The organism is Steroidobacter cummioxidans, assembly GCF_003104955.1.
Genome location: NZ_LSRW01000028.1, coordinates 45,466 through 63,518, shown reverse-complemented (window position 1 = coordinate 63,518; position 18,053 = coordinate 45,466). Strand labels below are relative to the sequence as shown.

The 18,053-nt window shown below is 61.9% G+C and carries 21 protein-coding genes; 9 read left to right on the top strand and 12 right to left on the bottom strand.

Translation table 11 applies throughout. From position 1 onward, the window contains the following. Nucleotides 1-22: 22 nt before the first annotated feature. The 3 genes from D0550_RS15635 to D0550_RS15625 form a co-directional block, all read right to left on the bottom strand. Nucleotides 23-403, bottom strand: coding sequence for a hypothetical protein (locus D0550_RS15635; RefSeq protein ID WP_153067194.1), 381 nt, complete (start codon nt 401-403; stop codon nt 23-25). Nucleotides 404-419: 16 nt separating this feature from the next. Further along, the gene (locus D0550_RS15630) at nt 420-1,043 is read right to left on the bottom strand and encodes a hypothetical protein (RefSeq protein WP_153067193.1); all 624 of its coding nucleotides are present in this window, start codon (nt 1,041-1,043) and stop codon (nt 420-422) included. Nucleotides 1,044-1,375: 332 nt separating this feature from the next. After that, nucleotides 1,376-1,591 carry a CsbD family protein gene (locus D0550_RS15625; protein ID WP_116810117.1) on the bottom strand — a complete coding sequence of 72 codons (216 nt, stop codon included), beginning with the start codon at nt 1,589-1,591 and terminating at the stop codon, nt 1,376-1,378. A 305-nt stretch (nt 1,592-1,896) separates the two neighbouring features. Here D0550_RS15625 and D0550_RS15620 point away from each other — a divergent pair, with 305 nt between their 5' ends. From D0550_RS15620 to D0550_RS15600, 5 genes are all read left to right on the top strand, one after another. Beyond that, the gene (locus tag D0550_RS15620; RefSeq protein ID WP_153067192.1) at nt 1,897-2,487 is read left to right on the top strand and encodes a hypothetical protein; all 591 of its coding nucleotides are present in this window, start codon (nt 1,897-1,899) and stop codon (nt 2,485-2,487) included. Between the two features lie 62 nt (nt 2,488-2,549). Continuing rightward, complete coding sequence (locus D0550_RS15615; protein ID WP_153067191.1) at nt 2,550-2,960, top strand: hypothetical protein; 411 nt, start codon at nt 2,550-2,552, stop codon at nt 2,958-2,960. 224 nt (nt 2,961-3,184) lie between these two features. After that, nucleotides 3,185-3,460, top strand: a complete 276-nt coding sequence (locus tag D0550_RS15610) for an RNA recognition motif domain-containing protein (RefSeq protein WP_116810198.1) — start codon at nt 3,185-3,187, stop codon at nt 3,458-3,460. Between the two features lie 85 nt (nt 3,461-3,545). Beyond that, nucleotides 3,546-3,773, top strand: a complete 228-nt coding sequence (locus D0550_RS15605; RefSeq protein WP_116810114.1) for a hypothetical protein — start codon at nt 3,546-3,548, stop codon at nt 3,771-3,773. 78 nt (nt 3,774-3,851) lie between these two features. Further along, on the top strand, nt 3,852-5,414 hold the full coding sequence (locus D0550_RS15600; protein WP_206606318.1) for a PAS domain-containing sensor histidine kinase: 1,563 nt from the start codon (nt 3,852-3,854) through the stop codon (nt 5,412-5,414). Between the two features lie 17 nt (nt 5,415-5,431). On the opposite strand, the gene dsbG is transcribed toward D0550_RS15600, so the two are convergent. From dsbG to pstS, 4 genes are all read right to left on the bottom strand, one after another. Continuing rightward, complete coding sequence (gene dsbG / locus D0550_RS15595; RefSeq protein ID WP_116810112.1) at nt 5,432-6,220, bottom strand: thiol:disulfide interchange protein DsbG; 789 nt, start codon at nt 6,218-6,220, stop codon at nt 5,432-5,434. Between the two features lie 99 nt (nt 6,221-6,319). Further along, the gene (pstA, locus tag D0550_RS15590) at nt 6,320-7,126 is read right to left on the bottom strand and encodes a phosphate ABC transporter permease PstA (protein WP_241520814.1); all 807 of its coding nucleotides are present in this window, start codon (nt 7,124-7,126) and stop codon (nt 6,320-6,322) included. A gap of 41 nt (nt 7,127-7,167) precedes the next feature. Further along, a complete protein-coding gene (gene pstC, locus D0550_RS15585) occupies nt 7,168-8,157 on the bottom strand; it encodes a phosphate ABC transporter permease subunit PstC (RefSeq protein WP_116810110.1) in 990 nt (329 codons plus the stop codon). Between the two features lie 31 nt (nt 8,158-8,188). Further along, nucleotides 8,189-9,235 carry a phosphate ABC transporter substrate-binding protein PstS gene (pstS, locus tag D0550_RS15580; RefSeq protein WP_116810109.1) on the bottom strand — a complete coding sequence of 349 codons (1,047 nt, stop codon included), beginning with the start codon at nt 9,233-9,235 and terminating at the stop codon, nt 8,189-8,191. A gap of 91 nt (nt 9,236-9,326) precedes the next feature. Between pstS and D0550_RS15575 the strand changes: the two genes are divergently transcribed. Then, the gene (locus D0550_RS15575; RefSeq protein WP_116810108.1) at nt 9,327-10,115 is read left to right on the top strand and encodes a creatininase family protein; all 789 of its coding nucleotides are present in this window, start codon (nt 9,327-9,329) and stop codon (nt 10,113-10,115) included. Between the two features lie 13 nt (nt 10,116-10,128). Here D0550_RS15575 and D0550_RS15570 read toward each other — a convergent pair whose 3' ends face one another. Further along, entirely contained in the window at nt 10,129-11,328 is a 1,200-nt protein-coding gene (locus tag D0550_RS15570) for a GTP cyclohydrolase II (RefSeq protein WP_116810107.1), read from the bottom strand. 57 nt (nt 11,329-11,385) lie between these two features. Between D0550_RS15570 and D0550_RS15565 the strand changes: the two genes are divergently transcribed. Beyond that, nucleotides 11,386-12,312 (top strand): RibD family protein, encoded by a 927-nt coding sequence (locus tag D0550_RS15565; RefSeq protein WP_161965849.1) that lies wholly within the window; start codon nt 11,386-11,388, stop codon nt 12,310-12,312. Here the strand turns inward: D0550_RS15565 and D0550_RS15560 are convergent. From D0550_RS15560 to D0550_RS15545, 4 genes are read right to left on the bottom strand one after another with little or no spacing between them, the layout of a single operon-like run. Next, nucleotides 12,293-13,108, bottom strand: a complete 816-nt coding sequence (locus tag D0550_RS15560; RefSeq protein ID WP_153067190.1) for a class I SAM-dependent methyltransferase — start codon at nt 13,106-13,108, stop codon at nt 12,293-12,295. The genes D0550_RS15565 and D0550_RS15560 overlap by 20 nt on opposite strands. Beyond that, nucleotides 13,105-14,160, bottom strand: a complete 1,056-nt coding sequence (locus tag D0550_RS15555; protein WP_206606317.1) for a glycosyltransferase family 4 protein — start codon at nt 14,158-14,160, stop codon at nt 13,105-13,107. Before D0550_RS15555 ends, D0550_RS15560 begins: the two co-directional genes overlap by 4 nt. A gap of 49 nt (nt 14,161-14,209) precedes the next feature. After that, entirely contained in the window at nt 14,210-14,611 is a 402-nt protein-coding gene (locus D0550_RS15550; protein ID WP_116810104.1) for a 6-pyruvoyl trahydropterin synthase family protein, read from the bottom strand. Continuing rightward, nucleotides 14,611-15,585 (bottom strand): zinc-dependent alcohol dehydrogenase, encoded by a 975-nt coding sequence (locus D0550_RS15545; RefSeq protein ID WP_116810196.1) that lies wholly within the window; start codon nt 15,583-15,585, stop codon nt 14,611-14,613. Before D0550_RS15545 ends, D0550_RS15550 begins: the two co-directional genes overlap by 1 nt. Here D0550_RS15545 and D0550_RS15540 point away from each other — a divergent pair. Next, nucleotides 15,584-16,327: a CDP-alcohol phosphatidyltransferase family protein gene (locus D0550_RS15540; RefSeq protein ID WP_161965848.1), complete on the top strand. Its 744-nt coding sequence runs from the start codon at nt 15,584-15,586 to the stop codon at nt 16,325-16,327. The genes D0550_RS15545 and D0550_RS15540 overlap by 2 nt on opposite strands. Further along, nucleotides 16,327-18,012 carry an alkaline phosphatase family protein gene (locus D0550_RS15535; RefSeq protein WP_116810102.1) on the top strand — a complete coding sequence of 562 codons (1,686 nt, stop codon included), beginning with the start codon at nt 16,327-16,329 and terminating at the stop codon, nt 18,010-18,012. The genes D0550_RS15540 and D0550_RS15535 overlap by 1 nt, the downstream gene beginning before the upstream one ends. The last annotated feature ends 41 nt before the right edge of the window (nt 18,013-18,053 follow it).

The window sequence follows — 18,053 nt, the reverse complement described above, 5'->3', positions numbered from 1 at the left end:
CTCTCCCGAGCAGCGCCGACGGTCACTCTTCGCGACTCGGCTTGAGTTGCCTGGCGAATCGGTAATCCACCGCGGTTCCCAGGCCGAGCTCCGTAGCCTTGCAACGAACCGACGCCGGGTCACGGTGCAATTGCGTCGCCAACTGCATCACGCACTCATCCGCGTGCTGCCAGCTCGTTGCAGTTCGGCCGTGCAAGAAGGCTTTCAGCTGCACGATCTCCGGCTCCTGCCATTCTCCTTGCGACCGAGCAACCGCCTCACGACGCAGTTTAGCTGCCTCTTCGTCACGAATAGCCTGGGTCAGTACGTCGATCAAAGTAGCTTTGTGCTCCGAGGGCATCTCGTTCGTGATCACAAAGCGCAGCGCGGCATGCAACGCTGCCGACCGGTGTGGATGTCTCATATCCTCACCTGCATGTTCAACTCTCGGGCACCGCGACGCACGCGCTCTCATGCTTGCGAAAGCCCGCTTCGCACGACCAATCGTCTCCCGCGTAACCGATGAACGCATTGGCTGGAACTCGCACAGCGACACAGCTCGCGTCTTGCTTGCGAAAGCCACGCTCGCAGCGCCATTCACGACCACGGTCATCGAGGTATGCGTTCGCCGGGATGACTATGGGGGAGCACTGGTTGTCGATCCGCTGAAAGCCGCGCTCACACTGCCAATCGTCACCGGCGCGAACGAGATATGCGTTAGCAGGAACATCGATCGCGACACACCGATCCTGCGTCTGCCTGAAGCCTCGATCGCATTGCCAGCCGAAGCTGTGGATCGAGTCGAGCAGGTAGGCATGTGCGGGCAGTTCGATCTTCACGCAGGATTCGCCAACCGCGCGATAGCCGCGATTGCAGCGCCAGCCCTGATCGAAGCCGGAGTCCACCGCATAACCATTCTGCGGCACTCGCACGGCCGTGCATTGCTCGCCTTCACGACGGAATCCCCGATCACAGCGCCAGGACGAGCCTCGAGCCTCTAAATAGGCATTGGCCGGAACGACCACGGTGACGCAACGCCCCGCCACCTCTCGATAGCCGCGCACGCATTCCCAGCCGCCACCATAGCTTCTCTGACGCGCATTATCCGGAATAGCAGAATGTGAGTTCTGCGCTTGACCGCTAACCGTCACTGCAACGAGCAATACCGCAGTACATCCAGCAACGAGTCGGGTGGTCGCCCAAGTGCGCAAGCCATTTCTCCATGGTACTAGCCGGCGAGCAGTGTGCGCGCTTCGGTGGCCTTTAGATAGGTATAAATCTGCGCGCCCGCGCGTGCGCGCTACTTCTACTCCTTTGAGAACTCCATTGAACGTATCGAGATCGTTGTAATCGTTAGTGTTATGTTCGTCGTCGAACGCGCCTGCTGGCCCAGGCGCTACTTTGGCCGATAATTCTTGTTGCGCGCCTCGAATGCGCGGATCTCTCGCTCCGCCTCGCTGCGATTGATGCCGTAAACCTCTTGAATTGCGCTCAGTAGCGAGGCTCTCTTGCCAGCGATCGCACGCAATTGCTCCTCATCGAGCTTCAGCCAGCGCGCCTTGACCGTGCCCTGGAATTGCGCCCAGTTATTCTCTGCCAAAGTCCAATTCATATAGTTATCACGCCGCGAAAAAAAGGGCGCGCAGCCTACTACTGTTTACAGCAACTTGCTTGGGAGTCGTCCAGGCGACCTGGCGTAGCTGGCGGCCTACGATGCGGTTTATTTAATTTATCTTCCAATCCGTATCTATTTGCACTGACTGCGCGCACACTGCAAAGAGTTTGTGGAGTCGTCCGCATTGGCGAAGGATGCCTGGCCACTACCTCGCGCAGCATTGCGTATTGCTCGACGTGCAGCAGAGCCTGCCTCACCTTACTGCGCGCGCCCATTCCTTCACCACACTGTCGGAGAGCTTCGTGAACATATACAGACTGCATCGGAGCGTCAGTCGCGCACTAGCGCGAGTGAGCGGCGGGGCCAATGGCACAGCTTCCGCACGCTACTGGACAATTCCCACCGTCTCGAATTCAGACGTCGATTCGCAGGACTGCACGAACTGGCGACGCCGTCTACTCGCCGCGCGAGGCCAGCAGATTCACATCACAAGCGTGGAACGCGCCGATCGCTGCGCCATAGCCATCCTCGACGCCAGCGGCATCGTGATTTCCTGGCACGACCACTTACCACGCGCCCGCCCCTATGATCCTGGCGTCCTGAATCGCCACATGTCGCAGTTCTATCTGCCAGATGATATCGCGCTACACGTTCCCGCCCGTCACTTGTCCATCGCGACCGAGTACGGCGTGGATACGCAGCGTGGCTGGCGACGCCGGCCGGGCGGAGAAATATTCTGGGGTGCGACGGTCATGCAAAGCATCCTGCTGGGTGACGGCGAATTGCTGGGATATTCGCATGTAACACGCCTGGTGCGTGGACCAGCACAACACCTCGTCAGGCCACTGCGAGCAAAACCGCCACGAACGACAAGCCTTGCTTTGATGGCGTAGTTGGCAACGGCATGAGATCACAGCGCACGAATCGGCACGCGACCCGGCAAGCGGGTTCTGTCGTGGCGCTGTCCAGAACCGACGATGATGACCAGTTCACGTGCACCTTGACGGATTGGAATTTCATTCGCGATCTCGGCCGGACGTTCGGGTGGCATCCGGCGGGAACCACCTATCTGCCCCAGCATGGCCAGCGAGCGCGACACAACCCGATCAAACATGACTATCAGCCCGGCGACAGTGAGGATAGTAAGCGGGTCGAAGCGGATGACTCCGCACAATGGGCGGCCGCACTGAGCGCAGCGCAACGATCGCCATTCATCTCAGGCATGCTTCGAACGCACGCTCGGGCGCAGGATGGGAATCACACGGAAGCCGAGCGATCCTTGCACTCACAATTGCAGAGCTTCATCGAGTTTGCCCGTCGCGGAGCATTCACGATCGCGCTCGAGGCGCGTGCGGTGAGCATGTAGCAGCCGTTGCAAGAAACCCGAGCGTGGCCGTCCATGAAGATGTATAGTGGGCTTGGCTCGTAACCTTTCTCTTTATCTTCGTCTGGCCACCGCCGTCCCGGCGCCTCTCGGCCACGCAACCTAAACCGAATCGTTCTCGAACCTTGGCGATGGCGTCGCTGGCGCTGTCAGGTCTATCTGCGTTCTTTCGATTCGTCCGAACGCCCTTTTTCAGAGAGTTGCAAATGAGCAAGATTTACGTGGGCAATCTGCCCTTTTCCGTCACAGAAGACAGCTTACGCACGTTGTTTTCTCAGCATGGCACGGTCGAGTCGGTTGCATTGATCAGTGATCGCGAGACCGGTCAGCCTCGTGGCTTTGGCTTCGTCGAAATGCCTCGCGCCGACGCTGCACGCGCCATCCAGAGCCTGAACGGCCAGGACATGGGCGGCCGAGCACTCAAGGTCAACGAGGCGCAGGACAAGCCCCGTGGCGGTGGCGGCGGTCAACGGCGCTGGTAATTCGGCTCGCCCGGGACGCCACCCCCGGGCGATCGCTTACAGGCGAAGTTGCGGCGCTATGACCGACATCCGAAGTTGCTGACCCATGGTCAAGTTTGGAACATTGTCGGTCGAGCAGCCTTTCCGCATTGAGGAGATCGTTCGCGCTCCCGCGCCCGACGGTAGCAATGCAGTGTGGCACCGATATGTGATCTCCCAGAGCAGCAACACCATCTGCGGTCTGCGAGCGGGCCAACATGCAGACGTACTGTCGCAAGTCGAAGCGATGGTCGAGCGTTTGAATCTGCGCCGCATGGGCAGGCGATTCAAATAATTCGATTGCAGTGAACTGACGCCGTCCTGCCGCAGTTGTTACTTCATGGGACAGCAATTCGATACAACCGCACCTCCCGTGAGCGACCTGGCGGCCAGCCCGGGACTGGAGGACAGCGGCCGGCAGTTGGCCCGCCTGATCGATGGCGTGCGCGATTGCGCCATCTACATGATCGACCGCACCGGCTACGTGGTCACCTGGAACCCGGGCGCGGAGCGCATCAAAGGTTATACCGCCAAGGAGATCGTCGGGCGGCACTTCAGTGATTTCTACACCCCGGAAGACCGTCGCGCGGAGCTACCGGCTCATGCGCTCAGCACTGCCGAGCGCACCGGCAAATTCGAAGGCGAAGGCTGGCGCGTAAGGAAGGATGGCACCCGATTCTGGGCCAGTGTCCTGGTCGACGCGCTGCAATCGCCGGCGGGCGAGTTGCTCGGATTCGCCAAGATCACGCGCGATATGACCGCACCCCGGCTGATGCAGGAGCAGTTGAATCAAGCGCAGAAGATGGAGGCGATCGGTCAGCTGACCGGGGGAGTCGCACACGACTTCAACAACCTGTTGACAGTGATCCTCGGCAACCTCGATAGCCTTTCCCTGGAGCTGCCCCCGGAACGCATTCGCTGGCGACGCCGCGTCGATCACGCGTTACGCGCGGCGCAGCGGGCGGCCACCCTGACGCAGCAACTGCTCGCCTTCGCGCGCCGCCAGCCGCTCAAACCCAAACCTGTCGAGATCAATCACTTGCTGGCGGGGTGGACCGAAATGATTCGCCGCACGCTACCGGAGAAGGTGCACATACGCCGCCTCCAGGACGATGCGGCGGGCATCGCCGAGGTCGATGCGAACCAGCTCGAGAATGCACTGCTGAACCTGGTCGTGAATGCGCGCGACGCAATGCCCGATGGCGGCACATTGACCATTGAAACGGCAACCTCGAGCGTGACTGAAGACGATGCGCATCTGCTGCCGGAACTGAAGCCCGGCACGTATATCCTGATCTGTGTCACCGACACCGGCACCGGCATGTCGCCCGAGGTCGTCGAGCGAGCGTTCGATCCATTTTTCACGACCAAGATGCTGGGCCAGGGGACCGGGCTCGGACTCAGTCAGGTCTTCGGCTTCGTCAAACAATCAGGCGGGCACGTCAAGATCTATAGTCGCCCAGGACAAGGCACGACGATCAAGATCTATCTCCCTCAGAGCGCCACCACCGAGGATCAGGGCCCCGCGACGTTAGTCGCTGCGACTGCAAAGCCAACCCGGGACGAAACGATTCTCGTCGTCGAGGACAACGACGCGGTGAGAAGCTTTACGACGGACACATTGCGCGAGTTCGGATTGAATGTGATCGAGGCGAGCGATGCATCCGAGGCACTGAAGATCCTGGAGCGCAATCGACGCATCGATCTGTTGTTCACCGATATCGGCCTGCCGGGACTGAACGGTCGAGAGCTGGCAGCCGCCGTGCAACGCCAATATCCGAAGGTGCGACTGTTGTTCACGAGCGGTTACGCCCAAATGCCCTCGTCCACCTCGACGCATGCCTCGATGGACATCGCGCTGCTCTCCAAGCCTTTCACCCGGACCGAGCTTTACGAGCAAATTTGCCACTCGCTCAGCGATCCGCCACGGGCTTGATCGCCGACTTCGGTCACTCAGAACGATCCCAACACCGTCCTCATATCTTCCGGCGCAGGCATTCCCGAGCGGGATTGCACGATGCCCCTTTCATCGCGAAACAAAATGCCGGGCGTGCCCTGGATGCCGAGCTGGTGCATCAGGCGCTCATTCGCATCGAGCTTGGCCTGCACTTCGGCTGAAACTGTTTTGACACCCTCGATGCCGCCCTCCGCCTGCCGCTGCTCGTTGCGAGTCAATGCTTCGGACGGAGATTTCGCGGTCAGAATCGCGGCCGCCTTGTTTGCACTGTCGGCACGGATGACGCCCACCAGGATGTGCCTGAGCTGGACCTTGCCCGATTGGACCCAGCGCCGCGACGCCTCCCAGAAGCGATGGCAGTACGTGCAGTTGGGATCGGTGAACACGTACACCACCCGCGGCGCGGAGGCGTTGCCGTCGATGACCCACTGACTTCGTTCCAGCTGCTCCCACATCCGTTGCGACAGCGGCTGCGAGACCAGACGCTCCAGCACGGCAGCACTCATATCTTCTCCCTTCGAATTCACCATCGCGCCGACGACCGCGTGCTCCCCGTCCGGCGTGACATACAAGGCCACCGGCCCGCTGCCGGAAGCTCCGGCGAAACCGCGCAACCCTCCGGGCGCATCAAACTCGCCGAAGATTTCCAAGCCCTGCTGCTCCAGGTTCTTGATGACGGGAGGCCGCTGCGCCTTGGCAACTTCTGCCGCCATTGCGGCTTTTACCGACACGACCTGCGCCACGGCGAGCGCGAGCATGATTGCGAGACGACGGCCGCTTGACATTCAGTGAGTTCTCCATCGGGAGTAGGTGTGAGCGCGGCGAAACCATTTCCTGTCGCGCGACTGGTGAGACCTTCGCCGGACCGCAAAGATCCCTCGACCTCACAGAGTGTGGTGATCCCCTGAGCTGCCCGACAGGGCGCGGGCAATGATGCTCAATGCGAGCACGAAGGTTGTGATCAACAGCGCGCCGGTCCACGCGAGCGACTGCCAGTCCCGATACGGGCTCATTGCAAACTGGAAGATCACCACCGGCAGATTGGCCATGGGCTGGCGCAGATCGGTGCTCCAGAACTGATTGTTCAACGCCGTGAACAACAACGGGGCCGTCTCGCCGCTGATGCGCGCGATGCCCAACAAGGCACCGGTGACGAGTCCGCGCTTGGCCGCCGGGTACACGATATGCGTGATCGTGCGCCAGGGCTGCGCACCGAGCGCCGCCGAGCCGTGGCGAATCGAGTCAGGCACGACCATCAGCATATCCTCTGTGGTTCGCACCACGACGGGAATCAAAATGATGGACAGCGCCACGGCGCCGGCAATCGCTGAGAAATGGCCCATCGTCGTCACCAGCAACGTGTAGACGAACAGGCCGATGATGATGGATGGCGCGCTCAACAGGACGTCGTTGATGAAGCGCATCAGCGTGCTCAACCGACGCCCGCGCCCGTATTCGGCAAGATAGGTTCCCGCGAGCACGCCGATAGGTGTGCCCATGGCAAACCCGATGAGCGTCATCATCAGGCTGCCATAGAGTGCGTTGAGCAAGCCACCGGCGTTGCCGGGCGCTGGTGTCATTTGCGTAAAGACATCGAAAGACAAGCCGCTCACGCCGCGGGCGATCAGCGTCCACAGAATCAGCCCGAGCACCGCCAGGCCCGCGAGCGTAGCGAGCGCGCTGGCGCTCATCGCAACCCACGCTATGACCTTGCGTCTACGTAGCCCACGAGTCATTGCATGCGCCCCGACCGTAGCTCCATCCGCAGCAACAGCAACCGGGCCACCGCGATCACCACGAAGGTAATGACGAACAACAGCAGACCGAGCGCGATCAATGAAGAGGCGTACAAATCGCCCACCGCTTCGGTGAATTCATTGGCGATGGCGGCCGAAATCGTCGTGCCGGGCGCGAGCAACGACATGCTGATGCGATGTGCGTTGCCGATCACAAACGTGACGGCCATCGTTTCTCCGAGCGCCCGGCCCAGCCCCAGCATTACGCCACCGACGATGCCGCCCCGAGCCGACGGCACCACCACGTCCCAGACGACATCCCATTGCGTGGCACCGACTGCATAGGCCGCCTCTTTCAAGGCAATCGGCGTCATCCGAAACACTTCGCGCATCACCGCCGTGATGAAAGGCAGCACCATGATCGCCAGCACCAATCCAGCGGTCAGCACGCCGATGCCGAAAGGCGGGCCACTGAACAGCGCATTGATGCCGGGAATGGGAGCCGCAACATCGATCAACCACGGCTGCACATATTGTTGAAGCAGCGGCGCCAGAACGAACAGGCCCCAGATGCCATACACGATACTGGGCACCGCCGCGAGCAGCTCGATGCCGGTAGATATCGGCCCGCGCAGCCATCTCGGACAGGTCTCCGTAAGAAACACCGCAATCCCGAAGGCGAGCGGAATCGCAATCAACATTGCGATCGCCGAGGTAATGACAGTGCCGTACAAAGGCGCGAGCGCACCGAATTGCTCGGTAACGGGATTCCAAACCTCGGTGGTCAGGAACTGCAGCTTGAACGTACGCAGCGCCGGCCAGCTGCCGTGAATGAGAGTAACGATGATGCCGGAGAGCAACACCAGCACCGCTACCGCCGATGCAAGCGTCAATCCGCGAAACGCCCGCTCGATGCGAGCCTCGCGCGACATGAATGCGCGAGTGGCATGCTGGGCGTTCTGTGATGTGATTACCGCAGTTGGCATGATCGCCTCGGAGCCGTGCGCTTGCTCGATATTACCGACCGTCCCAGACCGCGCTGCCGCCAGACGTGATCGATGAGCGCCAGGTCTGCTCCACCTGCTCGATCAGATTCTTTGGTAACGGCACATAGTCGAGCTGTTGCGCCATGGAAGCGCCATTGGCAAATGCCCACGCAAAGAACTTGAGCGCCTCGGCCGCGGCTTGCCTGTCCTGCACGTCGCGATGCATGAGGATGAAGCTCGCGCCCGTAATCGGCCAGCTGTGCTCGCCAGGTTGATTGGTGAGAATCAGATAGTAACTATCCGCCGTCGCCCAATCGGCGCTCGCGGCTGCCGCCTGGAACGCACTCGCCTGCGGCACGACGACTTTGCCGTCGTGATTCTTCAACCGCACATACGTGAGCCTGTTCTGCTTTGCGAAGGCGAATTCGACGTAGCCGATGGCCCCGCCGGTCTGCGCAACCATATTGGCGACGCCTTCGTTACCTTTCGCGCCAATGCCGATTGGCCACTGCACCGAGGTATTGGCGCCGATGCTCTGTTTGAACTTGGGGCTGACCTTGGCAAGAAAGTCCGTGAACAGGAAGTTCGTGCCCGAGCCGTCGGAGCGATAGATCGGTGCGATCGCCAGCGCGGGCAGCGTGAGATTTGCATTGAGTTGGCCGATGCGACTGTCATTCCATTTGGTGATCTCACCCAGGTAGATGCCGGCGAGCGTCGGGCCGTCCAGCGTCAGCGCACCGGCGCTCAGCCCTTTGATGTTCACGACCGGCACGACGCCACCGATGACCATTGGAAACTGCACCAGCCCCGCGGCCTGCAACTGCGCCGGCTGCAAAGGCATGTCGGATGCCCCAAACGTCACCGTCTTCGCTTTGATCTGTTTGATGCCGCCGCCCGAGCCGATCGACTGATAGTTGAGCCCCACGCCGGTTTGTTTCTTATACGCGTCGGCCCACTTCGCATAGATCGGATAGGGAAAGGTCGCGCCGGCGCCGGAAATGTCGGCAGCCTGGACCAGGGCCGTGAACGCGAGCGCCGCGAGCAGGAGCGCTCCCCGTTTTAGCATCGACATCGTCATGGGCTAACCCGCTAACCCGTACCGCGCAGGTTGGCGCCCTATTTTGCGCACTACCATCCGCACATCGGGCAGCCAGTGCTAAAGTCGCGAGATGATTACGACCTGTTATTGGGAAAACTGCACGACCCGCGACCTGCTCGAACTAGAGCCGGAGCGCACGGTCGCGCTGCTGCCGGTAAGCGCCGTAGAACAGCACGGCCCACACCTGCCGCTCGCGACTGATGCAATCATCTGCGAGGGACTGGTACGTTCGACGATGCAGCGAGTGCGAGAAGACCTGCTGGTGCTGCCACCCATGGCCATCGGACACAGCCTGGAACACATTGCATTCGCAGGCACGCTGAGCGTAGCCGCGGAGCCATTGCTTGCCACGTGGCTGGAGATCGGTCGCAGCGTCGCGCGAACCGGCCTGCGCAAACTCATCATTCTCAATACGCACGGTGGGAACATTCCGCTCGTGCAGCTAGCCGCGCTTCGACTGCGGCAGGAACTGGGAATGCTGGTGGTGCGCGCGAACTACTTTTCTTTTGGCAGTCCCTCGGGGCTGTTTAGCGCAGATGAGTTACGGCACGGGATCCACGGCGGCGAAATGGAAACATCGCTCATGTTGCATCTGAGGCCAGAGCTGGTCCGTCAGGAGGCATTGGCCGACTTTCGAGCACTCACCCACGACATGGCCGCTCGCAACGAATTGCTCGGGCCCGAGAAACCGATCGGATTTGGCTGGATGAGCCAGGATCTCAGCGAGCACGGCGTCTGCGGGAACGCAGCTCGGGCAGATGCAAAGCGTGGCGAGATGCTGCTCTCCCATCAGGCCGACAAGCTCGCAACCCTGATAGAAGAGTGTCAGTCGACGCCGCTGGCCACGTTGCGGCCGTGAACCGCGCCCGCGACTAGAGAATCTCGTCCAGATTGATCTCGGGCAGCAAGTGTCCGGCGCGCTCGCGCTTGGCGTGCACATAGCGGGCGTTGTGCCGATTCACTGCGCCGATCAAGCTTTGACCGCCGACCACTTCGATGCCTGCGCTGCGCAGCGCCTCGATCTTGTCCAGATTGTTCGTGAGTAGCTGGATACGAGTCATGCCCAGGTGTCGAAGCATGCTGGCCGCCGCACCATAGCTGCGCTCATCTGCACCGAAACCCAAGTGCCTGTCGGCCTCGATGGTATCCAAGCCAGTATCTTGCAACTCATAAGCGCGCAGCTTGTTGGCCAGTCCAATGCCGCGTCCCTCTTGTGCCAGATAGAGCAAGACGCCGCCACCGACGGCAGCCAGTTGCTCGACTCCGCTGCGCAGCTGGTCGCCGCAGTCACAACGCAGGCTGGCAAGCAGATCTCCGGTCAGACACGCGGAATGCAAACGGACCGACACGGGCCCGGGCTTCGGGGAACCGATCAGCACGGCGACATGCTCGGCAGCGTCGCGATTATCGCGAAACAGCACCAGACGGCACTCCTCGTGACCGGCCAGAGGCACGCGTGCTTCACTGACCCGCTCGAGGTCGGAACTTGCTGACGGCACGAGTCGCTCGAGCTGAGCTTTGGTGATCGTCAGCACTTCCTGCGGTGCTGTCGGTAACGGAATGATCAGAGCTGCTGGCAACAAGCGTGCGCTCTTGGCCAGCTGCAACACGTCGGCGATGAGGGTATCGCACGGCTCGACGGCAAAGCGACGATCCGATGCGATCAGTCCAGAGTTGCTCGGGTGGACACCGGCGAGCCACCCCACAACTGACGCCGAAGTCAGCTGATGCGTGCGCAACAGTACCGCGTCGTGGTCGACGCCATCCGCTGCAGAGGCAGAAAATCCCAGCGTTTCGGCGCGCTCTCGGGTAATTGCGAGCGCCAGACCGGCCTTCCCCGCCACCTGCTCCAGGCGCGCCAGCAAGGTCGTCGAGACTGTTTCCGCGGCCGCCACCAGCATGCCGCGCCGAACCGCGCCGGAATCATCCGTCTCGCAGCAATACAGAGCCCGCCCGCAACGTAACTCGTGGATGGCTCGTTCGATGGCGACCAGCGCCGGATCACCGTTGATTTCCTGCACTTTGAAGCGTCTTTGCAAAAGTATTGGCGTGCCCGGTAACGTAGCCTCCATGCAATTCGTTCCTGCGATCATGCACAGCAGCGTACCGCGAATTCGGCAATGGGGTCTATGACGCATCTTTACAGACAAGCATGGCCGCTGGTTCGTGCGGCCGCCGATGCCGTCCGCGGCGGCAATCGGATCGAGAATGGCGCGCAATTCGCTTTCGATGGCCAGAAGCTCGAGCCGGCGGCAAGCGGAAAACAGCCGATCCTTGCGTTCGATCACGGCTGGCGATCGTTGCTGCCCGCATCAGATGAGCGGCAAGTCTGCTTGGATATGTACCTGCCGCTGATCGCAGCTCGCACCGACTCGCCGCTGGTGCTGGGACAACTCGGGCAGAGCCTCGACGGCTTCATCGCGACGGCGAATGGACAGTCACATTTCGTGACCGGACCGACGAGCATCCTGCATCTGCATTGTCTGCGCGCGCTCAGCGATTGCGTCATCGTCGGTGCCGGCACAGTGGCGGCCGACGATCCGCGCCTGACGACACGATTGGTGGATGGCCCGAATCCTGTGCGCGTGGTGCTCGATCCGCAGCTGCGACTGCCGATCACTCATCAGGTGTTCAGCGATGGTCAGGCACCGACGCTGCGCGTGCGGGCTCGCGGCGTGCCACTGCCAGCACAGCTCGAATCTGCCAACGTCGAAGACATCGAAGTCGACACACTCGCCGGCAAACTGGACCTGCGCGCGCTGTTGGCGGAGTTGGGGTCACGAGGCATGCGGACCATTTTGGTGGAAGGCGGCGGCGTCACCGTTTCGGCATTTCTCGCGGCCAGGCTGATCGATCGTATGCATATCGTCGTGGCGCCGTTCGTCATCGGCGAAGGCCGCCCCGGGCTGCGGATCCCTTCGGCCGATCAACTGCGAGATTGCGTGCGACCGCCGCCGCGCGTCTATGCACTTGGCGGCGATGTTCTCTTCGACTGCGATATGCGCAGCCATTCGCCGATCGAGAACGCCCCGTCCATCATTCGCAAGGTGCTGTAGGCCACGCCATGAAATCCTGATGGCCCACTCGAATGCGCGACGATCCCGACGCGATGTCGGCGTCGCGGCGCCCGCTCCAGCGCTCGATGCGCGCCGCCTCCGAAGGTGCCATCTCGCGGGCCGCGCCGCTCCAGCCCGCAATCAGCTCCCGCTGAAAGGCTCGCTCCTCGGATTCGATCAGCCAATCGCTCGGCGCGATCCGTGTTTGAAAACCAAGCGCTGCAAACACCTCGCACGCATAGCGCGTCGCATCGGGACCCAACGCGGGGCCGAATCCTTTGTCACCCCGCTGATGGCGATTCACGAGACCGATCACCCACTCGTCATCAGGGTCGTCCGGCAGACACTGCACGCGTCCGTCGTAACTCAAAGAGAACAGCACGGGCACGCTCAGCGCCGCGCATCGCGACGCCAGCGACGCCAACCAGTCAGCCGACACCAGATCGAGCAGCGCCGAAGCCGTGACGAGCTGGCACTGCGATATCGGCAGCGAACTCAGATCAGTCGCGAGATCCAGTTGCTGTGAGATCACCTCGCATTGAAAGTGCGCACCCTCCAATATCGCGGGCTGACGCTCGATCAATCGAGGATCGTTATCCACGAGGCACCAGCGTTGCTCGCCGCCGAGTAACGGAGCCATATAGCGGATGTTCGCACCTGTGCCCGCGCCGAGGTCGAGCACTCGCAGCGGTCGTGATACCAGCAGCGAACGCAAAGCAATCACAAGCTCTTCACTACGGGCACGGGTGTCGCAAGGCTCTCGCAGCTCGAGCCAGTCGGGACTGAATCCACTCATCTCAGCGCTCCGGCGACACTGGCCAGGATCTCGGACATGCGTTCGGATGCGGCGCTCCAGCTGGATAACTTCGCGCCTGCGGCGCGCGCTCCAGCAGCAAGCTGCCGTCGCAGGTCCGCATCGGCCAGCACTCGCGACAATGCATCCCGCAAAGCGGTCCAATCGCCAGGCTCAACCAGCACGCCAGCCTCTGGTCGCACCAACTCCTCGATGGCCCCAGTTCGCGTGCTGATGATCGGCAAGCCATGCGCGAGCGCCTGAGCCACGACCATGCCATAGCCTTCGTAGTGTGTGGCCAATACGAAGAGATCGGCGGCACGAAACTGTCGCTGGAGCGCAGCTTCGTCGAGCTCACCCATCAAAGTGACACGATCTTCCAAACCGGACGCCTCGATGCGCATTTTTAATGCGCGCACTGTCGCCGGACTGCGCTCCACGCTGCCCACGCACGTGAGTGTCCAATCCATCTCGGTGAGATCGGTGAGCGCGTCGACCAGGAGCTCATGGCCTTTGCGCGCGGTGACAGTGGCGACACACAACATGCGCACCGGCGCGTCGGGATCGCAGACCCGCTCGTCCGCGTGGCGCGGCTGATCGACTCCCGGTTCGACCACCGCGATGCGGTCGCTTGCGACATCGAAGTCGGCCAATGCTCGTCCTGTGCGCTGACTGGTCACAACGACCAGACGCATGGCTTGCAAAGCGCGGCGCTCCGACTCGTGCAGTCGGCTGACGAGCTCCGGCGACAGCCCGGTCTCGGCCGCAAGCGGATGATGGATCAGCCCGACCATGCGCAAGCGATCCTTGTGAGCGTGCACCACCTCCGGCATCGCGCCTAACGCCAGCCCATCGATCACGACGAGACTGTCGGCAGGCAATGCCGAGAGTTGTCGTTGTGCGTCTTCGAGCGCCTGCGCGGTCGGCGTGGGAAAACTGCTATCGAGCGCGACAACCGTCGAGTTCCAGCGCAGCTGTCGCAACCCTTCGAGCATGCGTCGATCGTACTCGTAGCCGCCAGTGGCGGTGAGCAGGTCGCCCGGCAGGACCAGCACTAGCGCATGCCCACTTGTGATTGAAGTATCCAGCCGCGCACCTGCTACTTCACTTGAGGCTACTTTCGTACGCGGCCCATGCAACGTGCGACTCGTGCAGCGTCACGCGCAACGAGTCGATCTCGCGCGCGCCCTCACCGAGCTTGCCTGCGTGCACGCTCGCTGCGAGGCGATCGAAAATGACCTTGGCGAGAAATTCAGTAGTGGTGTTCCGGCCGCGGAATTCCGGCACTTCATCGAGGTTGCGATAGTTCAGCGCTGCCACGATCGACTTCAGTTCTTCGCCGGCGCGCCCGATGTCCACCACGATCGAATCCGCATCCAGCTCGCGCCTGCGGAATTCGACATCGACGACGTACGTCGCACCGTGCAGCCGCTGCGCCGGCCCGAACACTTCACCTTGGAAACTGTGCGCGATCATCATGTGCTCGCGAACGCAAACGCTAAACATCAGTCGTACCTCACCCGGTGCATGATCGTCTCGCCCGGTGCGCTGGACAGTTGCTCCATGGTCCGTGGCAGATCCATGAAACGGCTTTCCGAGTTGATGAGCTTGTCGAGAGCTGCATCGTTCAATAGAGACAGGGCGAGTTGTAGTCGCGATTGTAACGTGCGACGCGCGCGCCGAGGCCCGGCCACCGTGCCGACCTGCGACGATTTCAGGACTAGCCGGCGCGAGTGGAATGCTTCGCCGAGCGGCAAGCTCACCTGCCGATCCCCGTACCAGCTCAGCTCCAGCACCGTGGCCTCGAAGCCGGCGAGGCGCAAAGCAAGTGCGGCGCCGACATCCGAACCACTTGCATGGACGACGATGTCGGCTTCGCCACGAGCGTCGTCAGGTAATGCAAACGTCGCCCCCAAATCGCATGCGATCGCCCTGCGCCGTGGGTTAATGTCGATCAATTCGACTTCGCACCCCGGAATGCGAGCGGCCAACCGAGCCACCAGACACCCTACGCTACCGGCGCCCACCACGCTGACGCGATCGCCGGGCAGCACGCCGGCATCCCACAGCGCGTTCAACGCCGTCTCCATGTTCGCAGCCAGCACGGCGCGCTGCGCGGGTACGTCAGGCGGCAACGGATGCACCGCCGATGAGGGGACAACGAAGCGATCTTGATGCGGATGCAGGCAGAATATTTCGCGGCCCTCATACTCCGAGGGGCCGTGAACTACACGGCCAACCATGCAGTAGCCATATTTCACGGGTGTCGGGAAGTCGCCCTCCTGGAACGGGGCGCGCATCCGCGAGTACTCCGATGGCGGGACTTTGCCCCTGAAGACGAGCGACTCGGTGCCGCGACTGACACCGCTGAACAGCGCCTGTACGATGAGTTCACCGACGCCCGGTGCGGCGAGCGGCGATTGCCGGATCTCACCGCAGGCCGGCCCAGTAACCCAGAACGAGAGAGATCGATCGGACATGCTGGAGGAGGAATGCTCCCGGCTGCTGCTGAAGAATGCGCTACGGAGCATTCTAGCGATAATGCTGCTCGGGGTGACGTCGGCCTGGATGATGGATGAGATCCTCAACCTCGGCGGCACGCTGCTGTCCAGAACCGTGGTGCTGTTTTCCATCGGCGCCCTGCTCGTGTTCTGGCCGTTGCGAGCGCATCATCCATTCGACCGCTTGGGCGTGGCCAACCACATCACCATGGCACGCGGCGCGATGGTGCTGCTGTTGCTTGGCTTGGTCGGTGCCGACTCGACACCGCAGATCGAGGCGGCCGCGCTGGGCATCGCGATGTTCAGCTCCGGCCTGGACGCAGCGGATGGCTGGGCAGCACGTCGCACACAAATGAGCAGCGCGTACGGCGCGCGCTTCGACATGGAAACCGATGCGCTGCTGATACTCACGCTCAGCCTGTTGGCGTGGCAATTCGAGAAAGCCGGCGCGTGGGTGCTGATCTCCGGTTTGATTCGCTATGCGTTCGTGGTCGCCTCCTGGCTTCTGCCGTGGCTTCAGCAGCCATTGCCGCCGAGCCAGCGTCGGAAAACTGTTGCCGCAATACAGATGGTGTCTTTGGTGATTGCGATCGCTCCCTTCGTCAGTAGTGACGTCAGCGTGCCGCTGTGCGCGTGCGCGCTCGCCGTGCTCGCTTGGTCTTTCCTTGTCGACATCGTTGCGCTCAAGCGGCGTAGCTCGGATTCGACGGCGGTCACCTGATGCATCGTTCCATCGAGTTTGCTGACCGTCGGACCTCCAGCGCTGCGCTGCTGTGGCGTGTCGTTGCGGTCGCCGCAGCGCTGTGGCTACTCAACGCGCTCGTTACGTTTCACAACGTCTGGCCCACCGCCTTCATCCGTCCAGCGGGCGAACTGTCGATTGAGCTCGCCGGCATTCTGTTGTTGATGTCTGCATGGCTGCAGGTGCGAAACGCAGTACCGCGCCGGATGCTGGGCGTGCTCGCTGTGCTCTTCGTGTTAGGTGCGATTGGACGCTACGCGGAAGTGACCGCGCCTGCCCTCTATGGCCGCGAGGTCAACCTTTACTGGGATCTGCCGCATATGAGCTCGGTCGCGGCGATGCTGTCGCGTGTCGCCGCTCCGTGGCTGGTCGCTCTGATCGTCGTGGCTGCAGTTGCAGGTTTGGCACTGCTTTACTACGCAGCGTTCTGGTCGTGGCGTCAGATTGCCGGGGCGCTGCAGTTCCCACTCATGCGCGCGGCCGCCAGCGTCGCGGCCATCATGGTCTTCATCGGCTTCACTCTGGAAAACACGGCTGCAGAGCGCCCCCGCATTCCCCGGTACTCCATGCCGATCGGCAAGACGTACGGACAGCAGTTCGCAAAAGTGGGCGCCGCGTGGCTCGAGCGCGGCACCGTGCGCCAGTTACCGCCGTCACCTGCGTTGGAATCGACCCTGTCGGCGATCGATCGCAGCGATGTGATGGTCGTGTTTGTCGAATCGTATGGGCGCGTCGCTTACGACAATCCCGATTTCTTCGCAACACTCGCTCCGGCACGTGCCGAACTGGCAGCCGCCGTCAGCGATACGGGCCGCACCGTCGTCTCGGGCTATGTGGAATCGCCCACGTTCGGCGGCGGCTCGTGGCTGGCGCATTTGAATTTCCTCTCCGGCATCGAGGTGAAGGACTCCAGCCGCGCTCAGCTGTTGATGACGCAGTCTCGTCGTTTGTTCGGAGACGTGCTGGCCGAGCACGGTTATCGACGCGTCGGACTGATGCCCGGCTTGAAAATGGATTGGCCCGAAGGCGTGTTCTATCACTTCGACCGGATCTACGACGATCGTGCGCTGGAGTACCAGGGTCCGGCGTTCGGCTGGTGGCGGATTCCCGATCAATTCTCGCTGGCCAAGCTGGAGACACTGGAAGTGGCGCCCCGCACCGATCGCAAGCCGCTCTTCGTCGTCTTTCCGACCATCACCACGCACACCCCCTTCCGCCCGACCCCGCCTTATCAACCAGACTGGTCGCGGATGCTGGCCGCGGAGCCCTTCGACGAAGCGCCGTTGCATGAATCGTTGTCGCAACGGCCCGAGTGGACCAACCTCGCACCGAGCTATACGGACGCGCTGACTTACTCGTTGCAAACGTTCGCAGGCTATTTGCGCACTCAGCGCCGGGACGATCTGATCATCGTCATCATCGGCGATCATCAACCTCCGGCCATGGTGAGCGGGGTCGACGCGTCATGGGACGTCCCGGTGCACGTGATCAGCAGCAACCCGGCAGTGTTGGACACCCTTACTCACTGCGGCTTTGTTCCAGGCCTGATCCCGGCGCCGAAGAGGCTGGGCGGCATGTATCAGCTCGGGCCGGCCTTGCTGTCCGCCTTCGAGGTACCGACTGATGCCTCACGCAGCAGAACTTGTATGCGCGCGGACCCTTGAAGCCCCCCGAAACCTGGACACCCATCACGAAACCTCGAAAC